Source organism: Njordella calcicola, assembly GCF_056494125.1.
This window is the reverse complement of the sequence record NZ_CM151396.1, coordinates 6723164-6743019: the sequence shown is the minus strand read 5'-3', so window position 1 is coordinate 6743019 and position 19856 is coordinate 6723164. Positions and strand designations below refer to the sequence as shown.

Below are 19856 nucleotides of genomic sequence, written 5' to 3'. Positions count from 1 at the left end.
CAACACGGATTGTGGCCATTGAGCTGCGTTCTAGCTCGCTCTTGAGCCCTGCAAACCGCGACTGCGAATTAGATTAGTACCTGGTAATTCTGTAGAGAAAACATTGAATAACTGCAAAGCTGGGGAGAAGGACCGTCCACAGCTTGCAGCCGTTTTAATCACTCGTTACTATCTCTTACTTGGTGAACCCTGGGCCACCTCAGCTAGCGTTGATTCCCTTTCTAGTCCCAGCCTGGTGGGGCAATTCTTATTTGCTCTTTACTGTGGTGATTCCTTCATGCTCTTTGGAACTTCTTCGTATATAAATACGCGTACCGAATTTCTGATTTCTTCTTTCCGCGAGTGAGACAATCTGTCAGAAGTAAGTGCTAGGTGAAACGTCTTCACACCACGATCCAATAGCACGCCTGAGCAGGTGTCATTCCAATTTCCTTGCTCTACACCAAGCAGTTCTAAACTTCGTACTTCCCTTAAAAAATGTACGAGATGATCGCACGTTGCAGGAACACGAACAAGCTCCAATGTAAAAAGGTTTCTGTTTGAAAAATTGTAGTTTGATGAAAGCTCGACTTGGCAGTCAGTTAAACTGAGGCACTCAACACGATTTTTCGGAGTCAGTATTGACGACAACAAACGGTCGTCGAACCAGTGGCAATCATCGATTGCTAACTCTTTGAGGTTGTTGAGACCATTACGAAAGAAGCTGCCAGGCGCAGTAGATTGAAGTGTGCAATTAGTTAATGCAAGACTGTGGATGTAGCTTGGAAACAATCCTGCCCCTTGTGAGTGTTCTAGTTGCAGTCCACTCAACTCCAATACTTCCAATTCCGGAAACTCCGTTAAACAGGACAAATCAAAACTAGGATGGTCAATTGAGGTTCCTGTAACGATTAAATCCGATACGGACCCCTCAAACCCCAGACGCCCTTCAAGCCAGCTGGCATCTCGAGTTACTATCCATATCGACATGTCAGACGTCTCCATGGCTTCAAGTCTATAAATCGCTAATTGTCTACCTCTTCTTGGAATAACCCATAAATACAGGAAGAGACCGATTACCGTGGCTACGATCAATATGGTACGGGTAGTAAAATTGAGCCGAGAAATCCGACCATTCATCAGTTCACTGCTTTCACACTGACAGCAATAGGTCCCATCGGGTATGGAAGTGGCTCAGGAAAATAAGTCGGAAATTCTTTTTCCCTACAATTTCTGAGAAACGTCCTGTTTTCACGACAAACCCCCTGACAGCTATAGCAGATACCGGCTTGAATACAGCGCTGGGCAGTGACAGGTCGTGTAGGATACAAGAAGTTGCATTGATTTTTGTAAGCTTCGCGCTCTGCTGTCTGACATGCTCCACAGCTCGGTCCCCCGACCGTACCACGTGGTAGTGGAATAGGTTGCCCAGGTATGATAGGCCGCCCCCGCAAAGGACAATTATATTGCTTACAGTGGGTTAGTTCGTGCATTAGGATTGCGATCCATTCATCGAGATAGGCTGATGCTGTATCCGAAAGGCAGATATTGCATCGTCCACTCTGCTCACGCCAAGATCGGTTCTGAACGCCGCTGCAGTCACTGCAGAAAAGGTAGTCACCACCTGCAGTTATTCTGCGTCGAACCTCACGTGGAATACCAGACGTTTCCCCGAGAATCCCTTCTTGAATATCAACCAAGAATGATTCACAGGAGACCTTGGAAGGGAATATAAAACTCAATCCTAGGGGATCAACTTTGTTGATTTCCATATGGTTGGCGTAAAGCAAAGATCCATCCTGGTATCCAATCGGATCTCTCCCCGTAAACCTTCCACTATTCCCACTAACCCACCTTGCTCGGAAGTAATGCAAGCCGACGGTATGATCCCACTCGCGGGCGGTGTAGGTGTAGCGGTTGTCATGAGCGCTTGTCGCTATGACTGAGGCGGATGCATTCAGCACCGTTGGTTGACCGTAAGCGGTGTAAGCGTAGCGCTCTACAACGCTGCCGCTGGAATTGATCATAGCGTAGATCGAGTACTGTTGGTTGCGATGCTGCGCTAGTGCAACTTCTGAAGGCCAATCACTGTTGCCGATGAGCGATGAGGATGTGCAAGTGATGCAGGCTGCTGCGGACTCGTGATGTGATGACTTGCTATTTGAGACTGACGCGTCAGATGACTTTGCCTGGAAAGAAAAAGAACCATTGAATGAAACAGTGGCGTTCAAATAGTTTGCATCTTGAGCACACAACGTAGCCCAGTCGCTAATCGAGGTTGCTCGATGCGATGTGGGATTAACCGGAAGTGATGAGGCTTGAGACTGCATGCTTTCCATTATAGAGAGTGACAGTTGAGCGGTGGTGCGAGATGGGCGGGATATTTGGCGGAAGTTTGAGGTGGCGGCCTGAAGGGCCGTAGCAATTATTGCCGGTGTGCCGCAGGCCACCGGACCTTGGGATTCCTTGAGACCGATTAGCCCGAAGGGCTGGCACAAATCAATTATCTCGGCCCTCCGGGCCTGAGGGGACAACTGCAGATTCAAACCGTGGCCGAATCGGCCACGGCAGCAATTGTGACAAGCCTTCGGCTTGATGAGGCAGGTGAAGAAGAACGCGTACGCCTGGCGGCTGACGGTTAAACGAAGAAGGCGGAGTCGCTGAGCTACATATTACTCAGCGAACGGAGTCGCTGGGCTACGGGTTACTCAGCGAACGGAGTCGCTGAGCTACTCAGCGGGCGGAGTTGCTGAGGTGCCTTCGACATCTGGTTTGGCCGGATGCGTGGCGTCGTGCACTTTACGCAAGCGATCGATGGTCACGTGCGTGTAGATCTGAGTCGTATTCAAATTCGCATGGCCCAGCAACGTTTGCAGACTCCGCAAGTCAGCGCCGTTCTCAAGCATCAACGTTGCCGTCGTGTGACGAATCACATGACACGCGCCGCTCTTGTGAATCCCCGCCTGATCCAAATAGTCTCGCACCATCTTCGAAGCTTGACCGGGCAGCAGCGGCTTGCCCGTGTTGCTCAAGAAGATTCGATCTGTTGGCAACGCCGCTGGCCCCAATCGCTTGCGACCATGACCGGCCAGCAACCAAGGACGCACATCGGCCAAATACTTTTCAAGCCACTGCAAGGCTCGCACACCAATCGGTACCACGCGATCCTTACGCCCCTTGCCCAAGCTGATCATCAACAACCGACGACTGCGATCAATGTCATAAACCCCAAGCGACAGTAGCTCCTGGCGACGAATCGCACTAGAGTAAAAGATCTCTAGTAATGCTCGGTCACGGATGCCAAGCTCGTCTTTCACATCGGGCTGATTGATCAACAGCTCTACCTCAGGCTCTGTTAAGTAATTCATGGGCAAGCGAACTTCCGCTTTGGGAAGCTCCAAGCTTACCGCTGGATTGAATGGCAAGCGTCCACCACAACCAGTTGTTGGGGTTAGTTGGATTGGCCCTGGGTTTGCTGGCGTTTGAGTTTGGCGGAGATGATTCTGCGGGCTCGTGTTATCTGCTTGCGGTCTGATTTATAGCGGCTTTCCTCTGCCCGGTACTCGCGAATCGCTTCGGGATGCTCCTGCTTCCATACGTCCGGCAAAAGTTTCTCGTATTGAGTCTCGCCTGCTAGTACGCGATGCAAGATATCCTTCAAGTACTGCCAGATCATTCGCCTTTTTTACACCGCGAGAGAAAAGAGAACCGCGAGAGGATGAATGAACAACTATTTTGAAAGCAACTCTGGCGAAACTCCCAACTCTTGCGGTGTATTCCTAGCATCTGAGTTCCCGTTCATTCGACTTTTTTCGCACCGCCAACCACTGCTGGCAAAGACATACGCATTCTGTATTCGCCATGCTCCAATCGTCATTGCCCCAACTGCGGTTGGCTCAAGCGTAAGAAATGGCTCGATACGATCCAGTCCTGGGAGCTGGATACCAAGTATTATCACATCGTCTTCACTGCGCCACACGAACTGACTGAGCTATTCGGCGGAGGGCGAATGCAAATGCATTAGGCACCCGTCAGAGCTGCGAAGCAGCGGCATTGGGAAAGCGAAGCTGGGCCTTGTGCCCAGTCTTCGCAATAGGATTGGTGCGCTAACTGCAAACGCCTCCCACTTACCGATCATTTTTGGTTGGCCGCTGAGCGGCCAACCGGAAAAGGGGTGGGGGTTGGCACGAGGCTTAGCACACCAATCCTGTTGCGACGCGTTGGGGCAAGCCCAACGGTCGCTCAGAGCTCGCGATCTCAGAACGATGTGCCTTGGTCTTCTGTCTTTCTAATGCTCCCGGCTTGTCCGGGAGAGGTTCCGTTTCTCGCTACATGCCTACGAACAAACGACCCCTCTACCACTAATGCTCCTGGCTTGCTCAGGAGATCGTTCCGTTTCTTGCTAAAGTCGTTACTGCAAAGCAAGAAGCCGAACGATCCACTGGACGAGCCGGTGGGATTCCCGTTTTGGCGGGCTCTTTGCTGTAGCGAGAAACCCAAAAATCCACTGGACAAGCCAGTGGGATTTGGATCGCGCTGCGGTGCATGCATCGACGCGAAGCGGGGCGATGCGCTCAGTCTTCGCCATGAGATTGGTGCGCTAAGGGCGACCGGATTTCTTATGGCAGGAGAATCAGGGCAGTAGAATAGATTCCTTGATCATTCTCCTGCCCCCATTCTCCTGCCCAGTCTTTGCCATGGGATTGGTGTGCTAGGTTTTCTCATCAATAAACATCCCGGACATATCGCTTACTCTTGGTAAGTTCCGCGACATAAGCCTTGGCATCCGCAGCAGATCGATGGCCAAACTTAGCCACGATCTCTTGCAGCGTCCGATCAACGTCGACGGCCATGCGCGAGGCATCACCGCAAACAAAGAAGTATCCCCCCTGCTCTAGCCATTGAAATAGCTCGGCACCTTGCTCCAGCATGCGATGCTGAACGTAAACCTTCTGGTCGCTGTCGCGGCTAAATGCTAAGTCCAATCGGGTGAGTAACCCAGACTCCTGCCAAGCGGTCAGTTGTTCTCGATACAGGAAATCACAACTGGACTTTTGATCGCCAAAGAACAACCAATTGCGACCCGTCGCGTTGAGAGCTTCTCGCTCCTGCAAGAAAGCCATAAACGGCGCGATGCCCGTACCTGGTCCGACCATGATCATAGGAGCCGAGTGATCTTCTGGGATCGTAAACCCATGCGAGGGATGTATGAAGACTTTGACCTCCGTACCTTGCGATACGCGATCTGCAAACATGGTTGATGCAACTCCTTTTCGCTGACGTCCACGCAGTTGCGTTTCCACACGTCCAACCGTCAAGTGGACTTCGCTGGTAAACTTTGTTGGACTACTGGCGATCGAGTAAAGTCGCGGGCGGAGTGGACTGAGACTGTCAACGATCAATTGCGGTGTAAGGTGCAGTGATGGGAAGCTTTCAAAATACTCAAGCACGTCCCACGCATCGAGTTCTTCGCTCTCACTAAATTGTTGAAGGCGTTCAACAAGCTCTGCATCGGCTGCCAAGGCACCATTGACTTTGGGTCTCGCCGCTACATGAGCGATACTGGCCTCGATCAACTCCATAGGAATCGATCTCAGGCAGCGTTTCTGGAACGCTTCGGCAAGCGAAAGCTGTTGGCCGTCCACTTTCACCAAAGACTCGGTCGCGATCCCAGCGGCTTGGATCACGGCCGTTACCAGTTCGGTGCAGTTCGTCGGATAGACTCCCAATGCATCACCAACTTTGTAGGTGAGATTGGTACCAGCGAGATCGATCGCTACATGGCGGGTGTCTTTTGCCGAACCGTCGCCATTCAAGCGTCCAGCGCTAATGACCTTTGCGGCCGTAGGGTTGTCGCGAGTCCCTGGCGGCGCTTGGATTGGCTGGCTGGCCAAGGGAGCGGAGGACGTTGTAGCCACCGATTCCTTCTGCAATTTGCGAAGCATTTTGGCAGTTTCGCTGCCACCGGGCGAACATAGCGTCAGATTCTTTTCTGAACCATTGGCAATCGCTTCAGCGTATGACTTGCACAGATAGCCGCAGGAACCACAATCAAGTTGAGCCATGGCGGCCATCAATCGTCGAGCTGGAGGTTGGTCTTTCGCCAAGTTCAGACGTTCGTCGATGGCCAGCGACGGGTCATGCCACGGCGCATCGTCGTCATCTTGTTCGATGACGGTATCATCTTGGAAGGAGCCCAAAGGCGGGGTCAGCATCGCGGCGGCGGCTGACAGTGACGTTGAACTCCCGCCTTGGGCATTTTGTTGTTCGATGACTCCTATCACACCAGCGAAAAATCCATTCAGCCATGCACGCTGCTGAGGTGAAAAAGGCGCGGTTTCCGGAACGAATTGAACAGTCATTGGCATCACTTCATGAAACGATTGGAGAATTGACGGACAATAGCGGCAGGGCTTCGCTCCACTGCAGGCTCTTGGTGAAGTCTTCAAAGGATTGCTGCGGCTGGCGGTGAGCCAGATAGTATTCGAGCATGGCCGCGATCTTGCCAGGCACTTGATCGAAGGGCACTGCCTCGAACAGCTTCTGCCCGATCGCAGGGTCAATGCCTGTTCTCCCTCCCACCAAGATGTGGTAGCCGTCGACCATGTCTTCGCCGACTTCCACTTTGGTGGCGATCAGGCCAATGTCGCCGATAGCATGTTGAGCGCAACTGTGGTGGCAGCCGGTGATATGGATGTTGATCGGCTGATCCAATTCGATGGCTTCCTCAAGGTAGTCGGCGATCATCATCGCATGGCGCTTCGTGTCTGCTCCTGCATACTTGCAGCCAGCGCTGCCGGTGCAAGCGACTAGTCCAGCGCGGACGCTGGATGCCTGCCAATGGAGATCTAGATCTTCAATTGCCCGCTGAACATGTTCCAGATGTTTGTTCTCGATGTTGGTTATGAGGATGTTTTGCCAAACCGACAAACGCAACTCGCCGGAACCGTATCGACGCGCGATCGAAGCGAGGCCACGACATTGCGCGGACGTCATACGTCCTACGGGCAAAACCACGCCAATGTAAGAGTACCCCGTCTGCTTCTGCGGATGGACGTCCACATGAGCCCAGCGATCTGTCTGGTCGGGACGCTCGTACGCACTTGCAGCGATCTTGCTAAGTTTACGGCCATACTGAACTTCGACTTCATTGAGGAATTTTTCGAATCCCCAAGCATCTAGCAGATATTTAAGTCGAGCCTTCTTTCGATCGGTCCGATCGCCATGCATGATAAAGACGCGTAAGATCGCTTCACTAACTGCGATGCATTCCGCAGGTGAAACCAAGATGCCTGTTGGTCGAGCAAAATCGCCATGGCCTGTGATGCCGCCTAAGCCCAATAGGAAGTAAACGCCATTTTCGGAAATGTCGCTATGGGTCGGCGTGACATCCGAAGCGTCCTTGAGTCGTACGGCGTGGAAGCTGATGTCGTTGGTCTCGGCCAGTGAACTGACGCGGCCTGATCCATCCAAGGCAATGTTAAATTTGCGAGGCAGCCCGTACAGCTCTGGCTTGTTGAGAATATGATAATGCAAACTGCGAGCCAGCGGATACGTTTCAATGAGTTCCGTTTCGTCGATACCGCTCAGCGTGCTGCACGTAACATTGCGAATGTTGTCGGCTCCAGATCCTTGCGCCACGATGCCCAAGTCGCGCAAACCCATGAGGACGTGCAGAGCGTCTCCAGCTTGGATCTCACGCAACTGCAAGTTGGCTCTGGTGGTCACATCCGCGTATCCACCGGCGAATTGATCAGCAAGATTTGCGAGTCCTTCTAGCTGGTCGGACCGCAGGAAACCGCCAGGCAATCGCATGCGGCACATGTAGGAATTTTGTGCCGGAGCTACATAGAACAGGCCGCTGTACTTTGTCAAAAAGACATCCGTGCCTTTCGGGAATTCACCGCGGGCGGCACGCTGGCCAATCTCTTCCCACATCGTCAATCCATTCTTGTCGCGTTTAGCTTTCTCCTCAGCTACCAGCGTTTTGCCAGCGGATTCAAATCGCTGCTGAGCTTCCAGATGGATCTTGGGCAAGTGACTCTCGATCCCCGGTGCGGCTTGTTTACCTCCTACTTGAATCGTGGTCATCGCAGCAGCGATGTTCCCGGAATTGCTGATGACAGGTAAATTCCGGATCGTCCTTGCCACATCAGTACCCAGCATAAGCCCTTGCAAGTACGCTTGTTGTTCAATATTGAAACCTTCGTTGGGTGCGTTCATCGTTTAACTCACAGGTTCGATTTGAACAGCGCAGTCTTTGTAAGCTGGCTGACGGGAATGTGGATCGACATGTTCTAAGGTCAGAAGATTTGTTTCTGAGTAGTGCATGGGTACGAAGACGCTACCTACTTGCGTCGTCGCGGTAACTTGTACGTCGAACATCGCGCTGCCTCGTCGGCTGGACAAGCAAACGCGGTCACCGGTTTGGACTCCCAGTCGCTGGGAGTCAGTGGGATTCATCTCAACATAGGCATGCTGCGGATACAACTTGCGAAGTACAGCGCTTTTTGACGTCCTGGTCTGAGTGTGCCACTGGCTGACCGTCCCTCTGCCGGTGATCAGAACAAACGGATACGCCGGACAAGTTGGCTCCAGCATCGGTTCAGGCTCCTCGAACAGGAATCTCGCACGCTGATCGGCGTGAAAGAATTTTCCATCGACAAACAGGCGACGTTCCTGATCTGGACCCGTGGGGGATAGAAGTTGGTCCGCTTCGCTCCATGGCCACTGGATACCGCCATGTTGCTGCAGCATGGCATAGCCCTCGATGCCAGAGATATCACAGGGTTGGCCCCGTGAGAGAGCTTTCATTTTTTGAAAGACAGCTTCCGGAGACGTCCAGCTTGCAAACAGATCGTCACAGCCCCATGCTTGCGACAGTAGTCGGAAGATCGAGAAGTCCGCTAAGGCTTGACCTGGTGCTTTTGCAACACGCTGGATCACGCCGATCCGTCGCTCGCTATTAATGAAGGTGCCTTCCTTTTCTCCCCAGCCTGCTGCCGGAAGGATGAGATCGGCCAGTTGAGCGGTCTCTGTCGAGTGGTACATGTCTTGGACGACAAGGTAGTCGAGTTTCTTTAGCAATTGTTGGGCACGAGCACTATTGATCCAAGAATGAGCCGTGTTGGTCGCGATGATCCAAAGACCTTTGATGTGCCCGCTTTCAATTCCCGAGAGGATCTGGTCATAGGCCCAACTGTTGGTTTCAGGGATACGTTGCACTGGAATATCCAAAATGGCGGCCACCTTTTCGCGGTGCTCGCGGTTGGTAAAGTCATGATGCCCAAGCAAGTTGGTTGTATTACTAAACAAACGCGAGCCCATGGCGTTGCATTGCCCTGTGATGCTGTTCGCACCGGTGCCCGGTTTGCCGAAATTGCCTGTCATCAGCGCGAGATTAATCAGTGCTTGAGCGGTCCGTACTCCCTGTTGGCTTTGATTGACGCCCATCGTCCACCAGAACGAAGCTCGAGGCGATTGAGCGATCATCTCTGCCACTCGATATAGTTGATCAACATCAATGCCGGAATCGATCGCCACTCGCTGCGGCGTAAACTTGGAAACATGATTCTTAAAAGCTTCGAAGTCAGTCGTGTGTTGTTCGACAAACGCATGATCGATGGCACCCAACAGAATCAGTTGATTGGCCAACCCATACAACAGACTCAAATCCCCTTTCGGATGAATCGCGAGATGCTCGGTGGCGGCCATCGCGGTTTCCGTTGCGCGAGGATCAATCACGATTATCTTTGGCTGACGCTGATTCTGCAGGACTCGTTGCCAAAGGATTGGATGGGCAGTGCAAGGATTGGCACCGACGAAGACTAAACAATCGGACTGCTCAAAGTCAGCGTAAGTAAACGGCGGGGCATCAAAGCCCAACGCTTGCTTGTAAGCGACAACGGAGGTAGCCATACATTGGCGGGTGTTCCCGTCGCCGTGAATCATGCCCATTCCAAATTTGGCCAGTGCTCCCAGAAACGCCATTTCTTCGGTCGGCATTTGACCGGTGCTGATAAAGGCGACTGAGTGGGCTCCGTGCTGTCGCTGGATGGCTTTGAATCGGTCGCAAAAAAGCTGAACTGCCGACGGCCATGAGACCTCATGCAATTCACCGCTAGGCGAGCGTGCCAAAGGAACCGATGCTCGATCAGGAGATTGGAGGACTTGCAAGGCTTCCCACCCCTTGGGACAAGCCATGCCTAAATTGACCGGATAGTGATCATCTGGTGTTAGGTTGATCGCTTGTCCGTCTTGAAGATGGATCTTGAGGCCGCAGCCTGTTGAGCAGTAGCCGCATACCGATCGTACGGTTGCATCCGGGAGCTTGTTGTGAGGAAGCAGCCCCAGTCCCAGCGGCGATGGCTGCAGAGTCAGTCTGCTGGTAAGTGGCCCGCTTCGCGAAATCAGCTCAGGAATCATGTGCTGGCTCCTGGCATGCGATAGGTGACGATGCTCGAAAAGTACAAGGCCCGCGAAATCACATGGGCCACCAGTAGACAACTGACGACACTGATCGAACTAGTTAAGCTTGGTTGCCAAGCATGTGCGGCTGCTGTGAAGACTGCCACGCAGACAATAGCCCACTGGGTTTGCCAAGCAAGTTTTGCAGATCGTTGGATCAAAGCGCCACTGCGAATGGAAAACGCCAAAGCGGATTGGGTAGGCAGTTTGTAATTTGCTCTCCACCAATCGGCAAGCTTTGGCAGCATACTCAGGATGCTCATCAAACAAGCGGCCAACAAGCCAAAGCGGTTCTCGATTCCAAGGGCGAACTGGGTTAGACAATAGATGGCTAACCCCAAACCGCCTGCGGTTCCGAAGAAGTCCAGCAGAGTGCGTGACAAGCACCACAGCGGTCGTCGCGTTGCAACATAGATCATCGCTGAACTAGCCGCAGCCATGACGCCTATTAAGCTTGTCGACCAAGCCAATAGAATGTTTGATCCGTTGGGTAAGCGTTGCGATAGCATCACCAGTGTACTTGTCATGCACAGTGACATGAACGCTCCAAACAGGATCGCCTCGCGACTAAGCCAACTGGTTCGCCACCCCAAAAAGGCTCGAAAGGCTAAATGTGGTCGCCCCAAATGTAGCAGTGCTAGGTGGACCCCCATGACGACCAAAACGGTCGCCACGATGGCTTGAATCGTACTTACTGGCAGCCAACGGCCATCCAACGTCGCATACGCTGTGGTCATGAGCCACTGGCCAATTCCCATTTGTGTTAGCAGCAGCATGCCGATGAGAGGCCAATGGGCTTCATGTAAATGGTCGTGAGTGGATTCGAGGCTTACGAGTTCTTCGTCTAGCGATCGCTTGGTTAAAAACTGTGTTGAAGGTTTCGTCCAACTGCTGGGAGGGGCTGTTGGCAGCAAGGTGGCGTCGTTGCGCAATGTGCTCGTAATGGTTGTCTTTACATCCACAATGGAGATGCGGATGGCTTGGTTCGGGCAGGCTTGGACGCAGGCGGGAGCTTCGTCTTGAGAAAGCCGTTGACTGCACATGTCGCATTTGCGGACAATGCCCATAGATGCGTCATATTGTGGGACTTCGTAGGGGCACATCATCGTGCAATATTTACAACCAAAGCACTGGTCATCTAGGTGTTTGACGATGCCCGTGATTTCATCTTTCTCATAAGCTTGAACGGGGCAACCTTCCAAGCAACCTGGCTCAACGCAATGATGACAGGCGGTTGTGACATGTTGGACGACAGCCAAGGTCTTCTTCTGGCTGCTCAGCAAGCCAACTTTGCGCCAGGTCTCATTTGCTTCCAGACCGTTAAGATTATGACAAGCGACCACGCAAGCCTTGCATCCACTGCAGGCATCGAGATCCACTTCGAAAGCGTACTGTTGGCCGACCCCAGGTTGCGTAGCAGGTAGTAACGCATGGTATTTGGAGGCTAGTAACGTTTGCTCTTGATCATGCCAGTTCGAGAACTCATCGACCGCCGAGGGCATCTGCTGCTCGTGCAATAGCTGTTCAAGCAACGGCAGCGTGAGCTGTGTTGTTGGAACTGTCGGCGATTGAAGGATTGAGCTCATAGGGGCAGCGATTAGATGAACTAAACCATTCTTTCTGCGGGGTGAGCGAGGAATTCAAGAACTCGATCGACATAGCCCGCGTATTCCGGGGTCTCCATCAAGGAACCTCGATGGCGTGGTCGTGCAAACGGTACCGAGACGATATCGCCAATAGTTGCCGCAGGACCATTGGTCATCATGACAATTCGATCGCTCAACGTAACTGCTTCATCGACATCGTGTGTCACCATCAACGTGGTGATCCGATGCTGACTCCAAACGTCCAGCAGTACGTCTTGCAATTCAATTCGAGTTAAGGAATCCAGCATGCCAAAAGGTTCATCCAGCAGGAGCATTTTGGGTTCGAGTGCAAAGGCACGCGCGATTCCGACGCGTTGTTGCATCCCTTGACTCAACTCCGCTGGCTTCTTGTGCGCGGCGCGACCCAAACCTACGCGTTTGAGCCACTCGTGGGCTAATTCGATGCGATCGCCGTGCAGCATGCTCGGTTTGACTTGCTCTAAGCCAAGCGTGATATTCTCGATGGCATTCAACCAAGGCAATAAATTGGGCGATTGGAACACCACCGCGCGATCAGGCCCGGCACCGAGTACTTCTTGATTGTCTAGAACAATACCGCCACCGTTGAGCGAATGGAGTCCAGCGACCATCGACAGCACCGTGCTTTTGCCGCAACCGCTGTGCCCGATGATCGAAACGAATTCGCCTTCGGTCATGTTCAGCGTGAAGTCGCGGACGGCGAGGAATGGGCCTTTATCCGTCTTGAACTCCTTCTTGAGCCGCCATAATTCTAAGTACTTGGTTTGCATACAGTGGCCTATCTTGGATGGGTTCGGTGAGGGATATTGAGCTGGGCGGTCATGCGCTCACCAACTCCATTTCTTGTGATGTTCGCCGAGCGGTCATCAAGGTTTGGATGATGTTCTTCTTTAAGGGTTTGAAGGAAGCGTGATGAATGACGGAATCGCGATTGCGAGGTCTTGGGATATTGACCTGAAAGGATTCTCCTAAGGTGGCGCCATGATGGTTGCCAGGTAGTAGTGGGATCACGCGATCTGCCATAAGAATTGCTTCTTCGACATCGTTGGTAATCAACACGACGGTACGTCGGTCTCGTTCCCAAATGCTAATGATTTCGTTTTGCAAGGTGGCTCGAGTGAGGGCGTCTAGCGCCGACAACGGTTCGTCCATCAGCAAGACTTCAGGCTGAGTTGCTAAGGTCCTCGCTAGCGACACACGTTGCCGCATGCCACCGGAAAGCTCGCTGGGCGTCTTATGCACAGCATGCGACAGTTTCACCATGGCAATGTACTTTTCGCAATGAGCGACTTGCTCGCGATAGGGCATCTTCGGAAAGACTTGCTTGACGGCAAACAGCACATTATCCAGCACGGTGAGCCATGGTAGCAGCGAGTAGTTTTGGAAAACCATCCCGCGCTCAGGACTGGGGCTGCGGACTGGCTCACCCCGCATCAGGACATCACCCAAGTCAGGCTGTCGAAGGCCTGCTAGAGTCGATATCAGCGTTGTCTTGCCCGTTCCCGAATACCCCACAATCGCCACAAACTCACCTTCTTCCACCTGAAGGTTCAATTTGTTGAGGACTTCTGTTCGGTCAGGTCCTTTACCATAACCTTTCGAGACACTCTTCATTTCAAGCAACGGCATCGGAAGTCTCCTTGGTGCGAACAGGTGGCGAGCTTTCGAGGGTGAGGTAGTGGTTCAAACGATTGGCGCGAATGTTCAACAGTCCTCGCCACGCGACTGCTGGCCAACTGAGGATTTGGTGCGCGTTCTTTTCGATCACATTCATCAATCGATCCAAAACAAAGCCTACGACACCGATGACGATGACAGCGGCGATCATCGGCCCGTAGGTACCTGCTTGATATTGGTTATTGACGAACGCACCAATTCCGTTTTTGCCTGAGAGCATCTCAGCAGCCACGATGACTAGCCAAGCGATCCCCAAGCTCAACCGAAAGCCGGTGAACATGTACGGCATCGTCGCTGGTAGTAGGATGCGAGAAAAAAGCTTCAAAGGCGAAAGCTTTAAAACCTTCGCAACATTCAGATAATCTTGCGGAATCGCTCGGACTCCAACCGCTGTATTCAAGATGGTCGGCCAAATCGAACACATGGCGATAGTGAAAATACATTGCAACTGTGTGGCGTCGATCTCCGTGTTGTGACGTCGAATCGCAATGACGATCAAGCCAGCCAAGGGAAACCAAGCCAACGGCGAAATGGGACGTAGAATCTGAAAAATAGGGTCAAACATTCTGGAAAAGCGATAGCTGCCACCTAGCAAAAATCCGATAGGAATCGCCGCGATGATCGCCATCACGTACCCCATCGCGACGAGCTGAAGCGAACGCCATGTTTCCAGTCCGATGCCATCGAATCCTTCCTCTTGGTTGCTGGTAAAAGGAGCAACGAAGTATTTCGTGCTTTCCTGCCACGTTGCAATCGGGGTTGGAAAGTCATAGACCTCTGCATCTGAATCGTAAGTTGCCCAAGATATGCCGCACCAAATTGCAAGGCAGACGACGAGCCCAACCATGGGCAGAGCCACGTTGTCAATTAAGAACTTTTTTACATACGTCGACGTCATGAGACTAACCTTTCAAATTATGGATTGGAAAACTCTTGGAGTAAGCTTCCAAGTCTTGTGCGGGATCGAATGTGACACCATCCATCATGGTCCAAGGCGAATTGTCTTGGCCACCGTGGGTGTACCCGATCTCGCTCATGGCTTCCTCGTAGATATCGGGCCGCATGACTTTGTTAGCGATGCCCTCATAATCCGGAGCTCCTTCGACCATGCCCCACCGTCGCAATTGGGTAACCCACCACTTGCCATAAGCAAGCTGGGGATAGTTGCAATTGCGCTGACTGAAGATCATGTAATCGGAATCCTGCTTGGTCCGCCCATCTCCGTAATCCATTTCACCTAGCAAACGTCCGAGGATTTGATCCTTGTTGCATTTGATATAGGCATCGCGGGAAACAATATCGCATTGTTCAGGGCGATTTTTTAAGTCATCCAACCAGACGCTGGCCTCGTGGACCGCTTTCAGTACTGCCTTAACCGTCTTGGGATTCTTGTCTGCAAATTCGCCAGTAAAAGCACATACCTTCTCGGGATGGTCTTTCCAGATCTCTTGCGTAGTGATAGAAGTAAAGCCAATCTTCTCCGCGATTGAGCGAGCGTTCCAGGGTTCGCCGACGCAGAATCCATCCATCTTGCCGACCTTCATATTCTGGACCATTTGTGGAGGCGGGATGGTGATTAAGTCGACATCGCGATCGGGATGAATTCCGCCTGCGGCCAAGTAGTATCTCAGCCAAATTGCGTGTGTCCCCGGTGGGAACGTCATGGCAAAAGTGGCTTTGCCCGATTTCTTGGTTGCGTCAACAAGAGGCTTCAGGGCTTTGGGGTCATCGGCAACCTTTTTTGCCCATTCTTTCTTGAGCGTGATGGCTTGGCCGTTTCGATTCAGGATCCAAGGGATGATCATGGGGACGGGTTTAGTTCCTGCCAGTCCCATGGTGGACGCGATTGGCATACCGATCAGCATATGGGTGCAATCGATATCGCCTTTGACTAACGCATCTCGTACAGCCGCCCAGTTAGCGGGCTTCACCGGTTCAGCTTGAATACCGTACTTTGCAAAGAATCCTTTCTCATGTGCAATGACTAACGGAGAACAGTCTGTTAGAGCAATGAACCCGAACCGAACCTTGTTCTTTTCTGGTGCTTCCGATGCATAGACGGCAGGTACAAAGGATGGGAAGTGGGCGAGGCCAACAGCAGCGGCACCCGCAGTGATGGACTTAAGGACTCCGCGACGATCAAGAGCCGTCGAGTTGGAAGTTTGAGACACCGAATTCATTGGAACAGACATTAGCGATATTACCTTAGGGGGGGGACCAAGTGTTTGCGAGAGGATGTGAACCAGTCGTGACCACGTTGGCTCTACCCCTGATGAACGCACAAGCAATGCCGGACATTTCACGGATCAATGCAGCAGTGATGCAAAATACCCACCTTGCGTTATGGCGTTTTCCTTAGTGGCACGTTGTGGGAGTTGCTCTGACCCTTCGAGAAAGTGCAGAATAGATGGCGGAGCAAGCGGGCTGCCGACTTTGCAGGCAGGCTTGCACTTAAGTCTCGCATTCAGTGCACTGCTGGTAGTGGTTACGAAATGCGCAGGTGAGCATTCTGTAGCCATGGTGGCCCATTGCGTGGGCTTGCAGTCGGCAACACTTGTTTGACTCTAACGCCTTGGTTTTTAGAAAGTGTGGCGGCTTGCCACAACTTTTCTCACATCGACAACCAGCGGGGGACGAAAGAAGGCAGCATCAGGCATAACGTCTTGGCGGCGGATAGTGCCTGTCGTATCAGTGTCGATAAACTTAAACTCGAATATATTTCATGGAGTAGTACGCATGCCATTGACCAAACGCAGGAGGCGTTTTGGGCTGAAGCTGGTTCTTGCATCCCTATGTGCAGCCGCCCCAGCTAACATCCTAGCGCAGGAGGGACCAGAATCTTGGACGGACTTTGCTTATGGACAAGCATCCCCTTCCGACTTCACCCCCGCATCCCCAATGTCCTTTAGTCAACCAGCACCGGCCCCTGGGCCCGCGGTGACCGATGAAGCTCAGGCCAAGAAGAAGGCCGAGGCGGATAAGAAAAAGAAGGAAGAGCTCGATACCGCGATGACAGGCGCTTATAAAGGCGTCTACTACGCGAACAATTTTGCCTATCTCGACAGCCCTGCTTATGATGGCCCCAGCTTTTTAGGCGACAGCCTCAAACGGATGGATGATGGCAAGTTGGATGTCGGCGGCGAATTCCGAAGCCGCTACCACAAAGAAGAGAACATGAGAGGCCTTGGGCTTACTGGCCGCGATGACCAATTCTGGTTGACGCGAGTGCGGCTGTTCGCCAACTACCGATTTACCGAGAACCTGAGATTCTTCGGCGAGTATCTATACGCCGATTCCGCAGGAGAAACTTTTGCTCCGCGACCCATCGAAGAAAACCGAGGGGACGCACAAAACTTGTTCCTCGATGCCAAACTGTATGACGATGGCGACTACAAAATCTTAGGACGTGTCGGTCGCCAGGAATTGCTGTTAGGAAATCAGCGTCTCGTGTCGCCACTTGACTGGGCGAATACTCGCCGCACTTTTGATGGCTACCGTATGACTGTCTCCAGCAGCGATACCGATTTGGATCTGTTCTACACCAATCCTGTCGCACGCGTGCCAGCCACCGGTGGGACCAACCAATGGGATAGCTCCGATGACGATCAGCACTTTTACGGTGCCTACTGGAGCACGAAGCGGTACGACATTGGTACAGTTGATGCGTACTACATCGGCTATGATGATGAGCGATTGGGGTTCTCGTTCCATACTTTGGGCAGCCAACTATCGGGCAAGAACGATTACTTCTTGTACGAGTTTGAAGGTGGGACGCAATTCGGTTCCAATACCAATGGCACCGATCATAGCGCAGGCTTTGCGACCGCGGGCCTTGGCAAGAAGCTTGAGATCTGCCTGTGCGGCAGCAAGACATGGACGCCAACGGTTTGGGGTTGGTATGACTGGGCTTCCGGTGCGGAAGACCCGGTCTTCTCTGCCGGTGACAATGGCTTTAACCATTTGTTCCCGCTGGCTCACAAATACAATGGTTTGATGGATTTGTTCGGACGCCGCAACCTGCATGACGTGAACGCCCAGTTGATCACACCGATTGGCAAGAAGACGAACCTGTTGCTCTGGTATCACTACTTCTTCTTGGATCAAGCAACCACGCCGTATAGCGTTGTCATGACGCCTTTCAATACGGCGAACCCAGCGGCCAGCCGAGATCTGGGGCATGAAATTGATTTGTTGTGGACGACGAAGATCAACCCACGAGCTGATATCGTGATAGGCTACTCGTACTTCGATGCGGGTGAGTACTACAAACAAACTCCAGGAGTGCCAACGTCGGAGAACGCTCAGTTCTTCTACAGCCAGTTCTCCAAACAGTTCTAGCCAGCGGAGCAAGTAGTTCTGCCTGGAAACGTGAACGCTCAAAACGAGAAACGCCGTGTCAGCCCATGCACGGCGTTTCTTATTTTATGGACCGATCGCACGTCGAAGCGGTTAGTTTCCGGTATTGGCCGCGGCCGTGATCGCTTCGGCAACCGATTTTTTGCCTAGCGGTACGTAGGCGTCAAACGGACCATCTGCACTGCCCTCAGGCCAATTCGCCGGATCGGCATACTGTTCGTCATCGTGGTATTTCTGTTGCAGGCGAGCAATTTCGGCTTTCAACTCCGAGAATTTTGCGACGACCTCTGGCCGATTCGCATCGTCAGGAGAATATAGCAGATTATGCTGTTCCGTCGGGTCTTGTACGATGTCAAACAATTCATAAGCATCGTGCTTCCAATAGTAGATCAATTTGTGAGTTTCGGTGCGAACGCCCAAGTGAGCGGCCGTATTGTGGTGGCCAGGGTCATGGTAGTAACGATAGTAAACGCTCTTTCGCCAGTGCTCAGGCGACTCGCCTTTGAGAATGGGTAACAACGATTCACCCTGCATGAACTCAGGGATCGGCAGCCCAGCCATATCCAAGAAGGTGGGCGCTAAGTCAATATTCGCCACGAATTGGTCTGGCACACTGCCAGCTTTAATTCCAGGTCCTCGCACTAGCAAAGGGACATTCAAACCAGGTTCATACATGAAACGCTTGTCATATAAACCAAGATCGCCAAGGTACCAACCGTTGTCTGCGGAGTAGATGACAATGGTGTTATCTGCTAAGCCCGTGCGATCGAGGTAATCAAGTACCTCGCCAACTCCATCATCAACACCTTGAACGCAAGCGAGGTAGTCTTGCATGTAACGTTGGTATTTCCATTTGACTAACGCTTCGCCGCTCAACGTCTTGCCGTCGACCTCCAATTCCATGGGCTTTTGCTCGTTCCACTGATTCAATGCAGGTCCTTTTAGATCTGCGGGCGGTTGGAGCTTCAAATCTCTTCGCGTCAAATCGCGAGCGATCGTTTGCCTGTTTGTCGGCAGAGCGGAAGGACGCGTCGCATAGTCATCCCAAAAGGTATCTGGTTCAGGAATGGTCTGGTCTTTAAATTTCGCTTGATTGCGCAGGTCCGGTTCCCAAGCACGGTGAGGAGCCTTCTGGTGCAACATCAAAAAGAAGGGTTTGTCCTTGGGACGCGTTTCCAGAAACTCAAGACCTAGCTGTGTCGTTACCTCTGTGCAGTGGCCTTCAATCGTCAGTTTGTGACCTGCAGTTAAGAAAACTGGATTCCAGTAAGCCCCCTGCCCTGGCAGAACGATCCAGCGATCAAAGCCCGTTGGATCTGAACCTAAATGCCATTTGCCGATCATCCCGGTGTGGTAGCCGCCAGCTTGCAAGTGTTTGGCGACATGATCGCGACTGCCGTCAAAGCGATTGAAGACAGGAACGCCATTGAGATGCGAGTATTGGCCGGTTAGCAAGGTGGCGCGGCTGGGGGTGCAAATGGAATTGGTAACAAATGACTTGGTGAATCTGGCACCCTCCTTTGCCAGCCGATCGATGTGGGGCGTTTGATTTACCTTGGAACCATAAGCGGAAATGGCATGTTGCGCATGGTCATCGGAAAAGATAAACAGAATATTTGGGCGATCGGTTTCTGCTTGAACATGGTTGGGAGCCAGCACAGCGAACAACGCGATCATGGAGAGGAAGCGGATCTTCATGGCAGGAGTAGTGGCAGGGGGAGGGCTGTTATGGAAACTTTCCCGACCATTATA

General features: G+C 52.3%; 15 protein-coding genes. 2 read left to right on the top strand and 13 right to left on the bottom strand.

Annotation, left to right across the window (positions count from 1 at the left end):
• Window positions 1-258 precede the first annotated feature (258 nt).
• The 4 genes from SH302x_RS26040 to SH302x_RS26025 form a co-directional block, all read right to left on the bottom strand.
• Window positions 259-1119, bottom strand: coding sequence for a hypothetical protein (locus SH302x_RS26040; protein ID WP_479365968.1), 861 nt, complete (start codon window positions 1117-1119; stop codon window positions 259-261).
• Window positions 1119-2309, bottom strand: a complete 1191-nt coding sequence (locus SH302x_RS26035) for an RHS repeat domain-containing protein (RefSeq protein WP_479365967.1) — start codon at window positions 2307-2309, stop codon at window positions 1119-1121. The genes SH302x_RS26040 and SH302x_RS26035 overlap by 1 nt, the downstream gene beginning before the upstream one ends.
• Before the next feature lie 399 nt (window positions 2310-2708).
• Window positions 2709-3404: a tyrosine-type recombinase/integrase gene (locus tag SH302x_RS26030; RefSeq protein WP_479365966.1), complete on the bottom strand. Its 696-nt coding sequence runs from the start codon at window positions 3402-3404 to the stop codon at window positions 2709-2711.
• Window positions 3405-3430: 26 nt separating this feature from the next.
• Complete coding sequence (locus SH302x_RS26025; RefSeq protein WP_479365965.1) at window positions 3431-3655, bottom strand: hypothetical protein; 225 nt, start codon at window positions 3653-3655, stop codon at window positions 3431-3433.
• Between the two features lie 165 nt (window positions 3656-3820).
• On the opposite strand from SH302x_RS26025, the gene SH302x_RS26020 reads away from it, so the two are divergent.
• A complete protein-coding gene (locus SH302x_RS26020; protein WP_479369319.1) occupies window positions 3821-4003 on the top strand; it encodes a transposase zinc-binding domain-containing protein in 183 nt (60 codons plus the stop codon).
• A 700-nt stretch (window positions 4004-4703) separates the two neighbouring features.
• Here SH302x_RS26020 and SH302x_RS26015 read toward each other — a convergent pair.
• The 8 genes from SH302x_RS26015 to SH302x_RS25980 are packed head-to-tail and all read right to left on the bottom strand — an operon-like array spanning window position 4704 to window position 15940.
• Entirely contained in the window at window positions 4704-6341 is a 1638-nt protein-coding gene (locus SH302x_RS26015; protein WP_479365964.1) for a sulfite reductase subunit alpha, read from the bottom strand.
• Window positions 6342-6351: 10 nt separating this feature from the next.
• Window positions 6352-8202 carry a NirA family protein gene (locus SH302x_RS26010; RefSeq protein ID WP_479365963.1) on the bottom strand — a complete coding sequence of 617 codons (1851 nt, stop codon included), beginning with the start codon at window positions 8200-8202 and terminating at the stop codon, window positions 6352-6354.
• A 3-nt stretch (window positions 8203-8205) separates the two neighbouring features.
• Window positions 8206-10404 (bottom strand): molybdopterin oxidoreductase family protein, encoded by a 2199-nt coding sequence (locus SH302x_RS26005; RefSeq protein ID WP_479365962.1) that lies wholly within the window; start codon window positions 10402-10404, stop codon window positions 8206-8208.
• The gene (locus SH302x_RS26000) at window positions 10401-12032 is read right to left on the bottom strand and encodes a DmsC/YnfH family molybdoenzyme membrane anchor subunit (protein WP_479365960.1); all 1632 of its coding nucleotides are present in this window, start codon (window positions 12030-12032) and stop codon (window positions 10401-10403) included. Before SH302x_RS26000 ends, SH302x_RS26005 begins: the two co-directional genes overlap by 4 nt.
• Window positions 12033-12052: 20 nt before the next feature.
• Window positions 12053-12841: an ABC transporter ATP-binding protein gene (locus tag SH302x_RS25995; protein ID WP_479365959.1), complete on the bottom strand. Its 789-nt coding sequence runs from the start codon at window positions 12839-12841 to the stop codon at window positions 12053-12055.
• Between the two features lie 49 nt (window positions 12842-12890).
• A complete protein-coding gene (locus SH302x_RS25990) occupies window positions 12891-13700 on the bottom strand; it encodes an ABC transporter ATP-binding protein (protein ID WP_479365958.1) in 810 nt (269 codons plus the stop codon).
• Entirely contained in the window at window positions 13687-14646 is a 960-nt protein-coding gene (locus tag SH302x_RS25985) for an ABC transporter permease (protein WP_479365957.1), read from the bottom strand. Before SH302x_RS25985 ends, SH302x_RS25990 begins: the two co-directional genes overlap by 14 nt.
• Window positions 14647-14650: 4 nt before the next feature.
• Complete coding sequence (locus SH302x_RS25980) at window positions 14651-15940, bottom strand: CmpA/NrtA family ABC transporter substrate-binding protein (RefSeq protein WP_479365955.1); 1290 nt, start codon at window positions 15938-15940, stop codon at window positions 14651-14653.
• Window positions 15941-16484: 544 nt separating this feature from the next.
• Here SH302x_RS25980 and SH302x_RS25975 point away from each other — a divergent pair.
• Window positions 16485-18086 carry an alginate export family protein gene (locus tag SH302x_RS25975; protein WP_479365954.1) on the top strand — a complete coding sequence of 534 codons (1602 nt, stop codon included), beginning with the start codon at window positions 16485-16487 and terminating at the stop codon, window positions 18084-18086.
• A 111-nt stretch (window positions 18087-18197) separates the two neighbouring features.
• Here the strand turns inward: SH302x_RS25975 and SH302x_RS25970 are convergent, their stop codons facing one another.
• The gene (locus tag SH302x_RS25970) at window positions 18198-19802 is read right to left on the bottom strand and encodes a sulfatase family protein (RefSeq protein WP_479365952.1); all 1605 of its coding nucleotides are present in this window, start codon (window positions 19800-19802) and stop codon (window positions 18198-18200) included.
• Between the last annotated feature and the right edge of the window lie 54 nt (window positions 19803-19856).

What these genes read in the sequence shown, in the direction of transcription:
- SH302x_RS26040 (WP_479365968.1), bottom strand. Translation starts at nt 1,119, where the DNA reads ATGAATGGTCGGATTTCTCGGCTCAATTTTACTACCCGTACCATATTG.
- SH302x_RS26035 (WP_479365967.1), bottom strand. Translation starts at nt 2,309, where the DNA reads ATGCAGTCTCAAGCCTCATCACTTCCGGTTAATCCCACATCGCATCGA.
- SH302x_RS26025 (WP_479365965.1), bottom strand. Translation starts at nt 3,655, where the DNA reads ATGATCTGGCAGTACTTGAAGGATATCTTGCATCGCGTACTAGCAGGC.
- SH302x_RS26015 (WP_479365964.1), bottom strand. Translation starts at nt 6,341, where the DNA reads ATGACTGTTCAATTCGTTCCGGAAACCGCGCCTTTTTCACCTCAGCAG.
- SH302x_RS26010 (WP_479365963.1), bottom strand. Translation starts at nt 8,202, where the DNA reads ATGAACGCACCCAACGAAGGTTTCAATATTGAACAACAAGCGTACTTG.
- SH302x_RS26005 (WP_479365962.1), bottom strand. Translation starts at nt 10,404, where the DNA reads ATGATTCCTGAGCTGATTTCGCGAAGCGGGCCACTTACCAGCAGACTG.
- SH302x_RS26000 (WP_479365960.1), bottom strand. Translation starts at nt 12,032, where the DNA reads ATGAGCTCAATCCTTCAATCGCCGACAGTTCCAACAACACAGCTCACG.
- SH302x_RS25995 (WP_479365959.1), bottom strand. Translation starts at nt 12,841, where the DNA reads ATGCAAACCAAGTACTTAGAATTATGGCGGCTCAAGAAGGAGTTCAAG.
- SH302x_RS25990 (WP_479365958.1), bottom strand. Translation starts at nt 13,700, where the DNA reads ATGCCGTTGCTTGAAATGAAGAGTGTCTCGAAAGGTTATGGTAAAGGA.
- SH302x_RS25985 (WP_479365957.1), bottom strand. Translation starts at nt 14,646, where the DNA reads ATGACGTCGACGTATGTAAAAAAGTTCTTAATTGACAACGTGGCTCTG.
- SH302x_RS25980 (WP_479365955.1), bottom strand. Translation starts at nt 15,940, where the DNA reads ATGTCTGTTCCAATGAATTCGGTGTCTCAAACTTCCAACTCGACGGCT.
- SH302x_RS25975 (WP_479365954.1), top strand. Translation starts at nt 16,485, where the DNA reads ATGCCATTGACCAAACGCAGGAGGCGTTTTGGGCTGAAGCTGGTTCTT.
- SH302x_RS25970 (WP_479365952.1), bottom strand. Translation starts at nt 19,802, where the DNA reads ATGAAGATCCGCTTCCTCTCCATGATCGCGTTGTTCGCTGTGCTGGCT.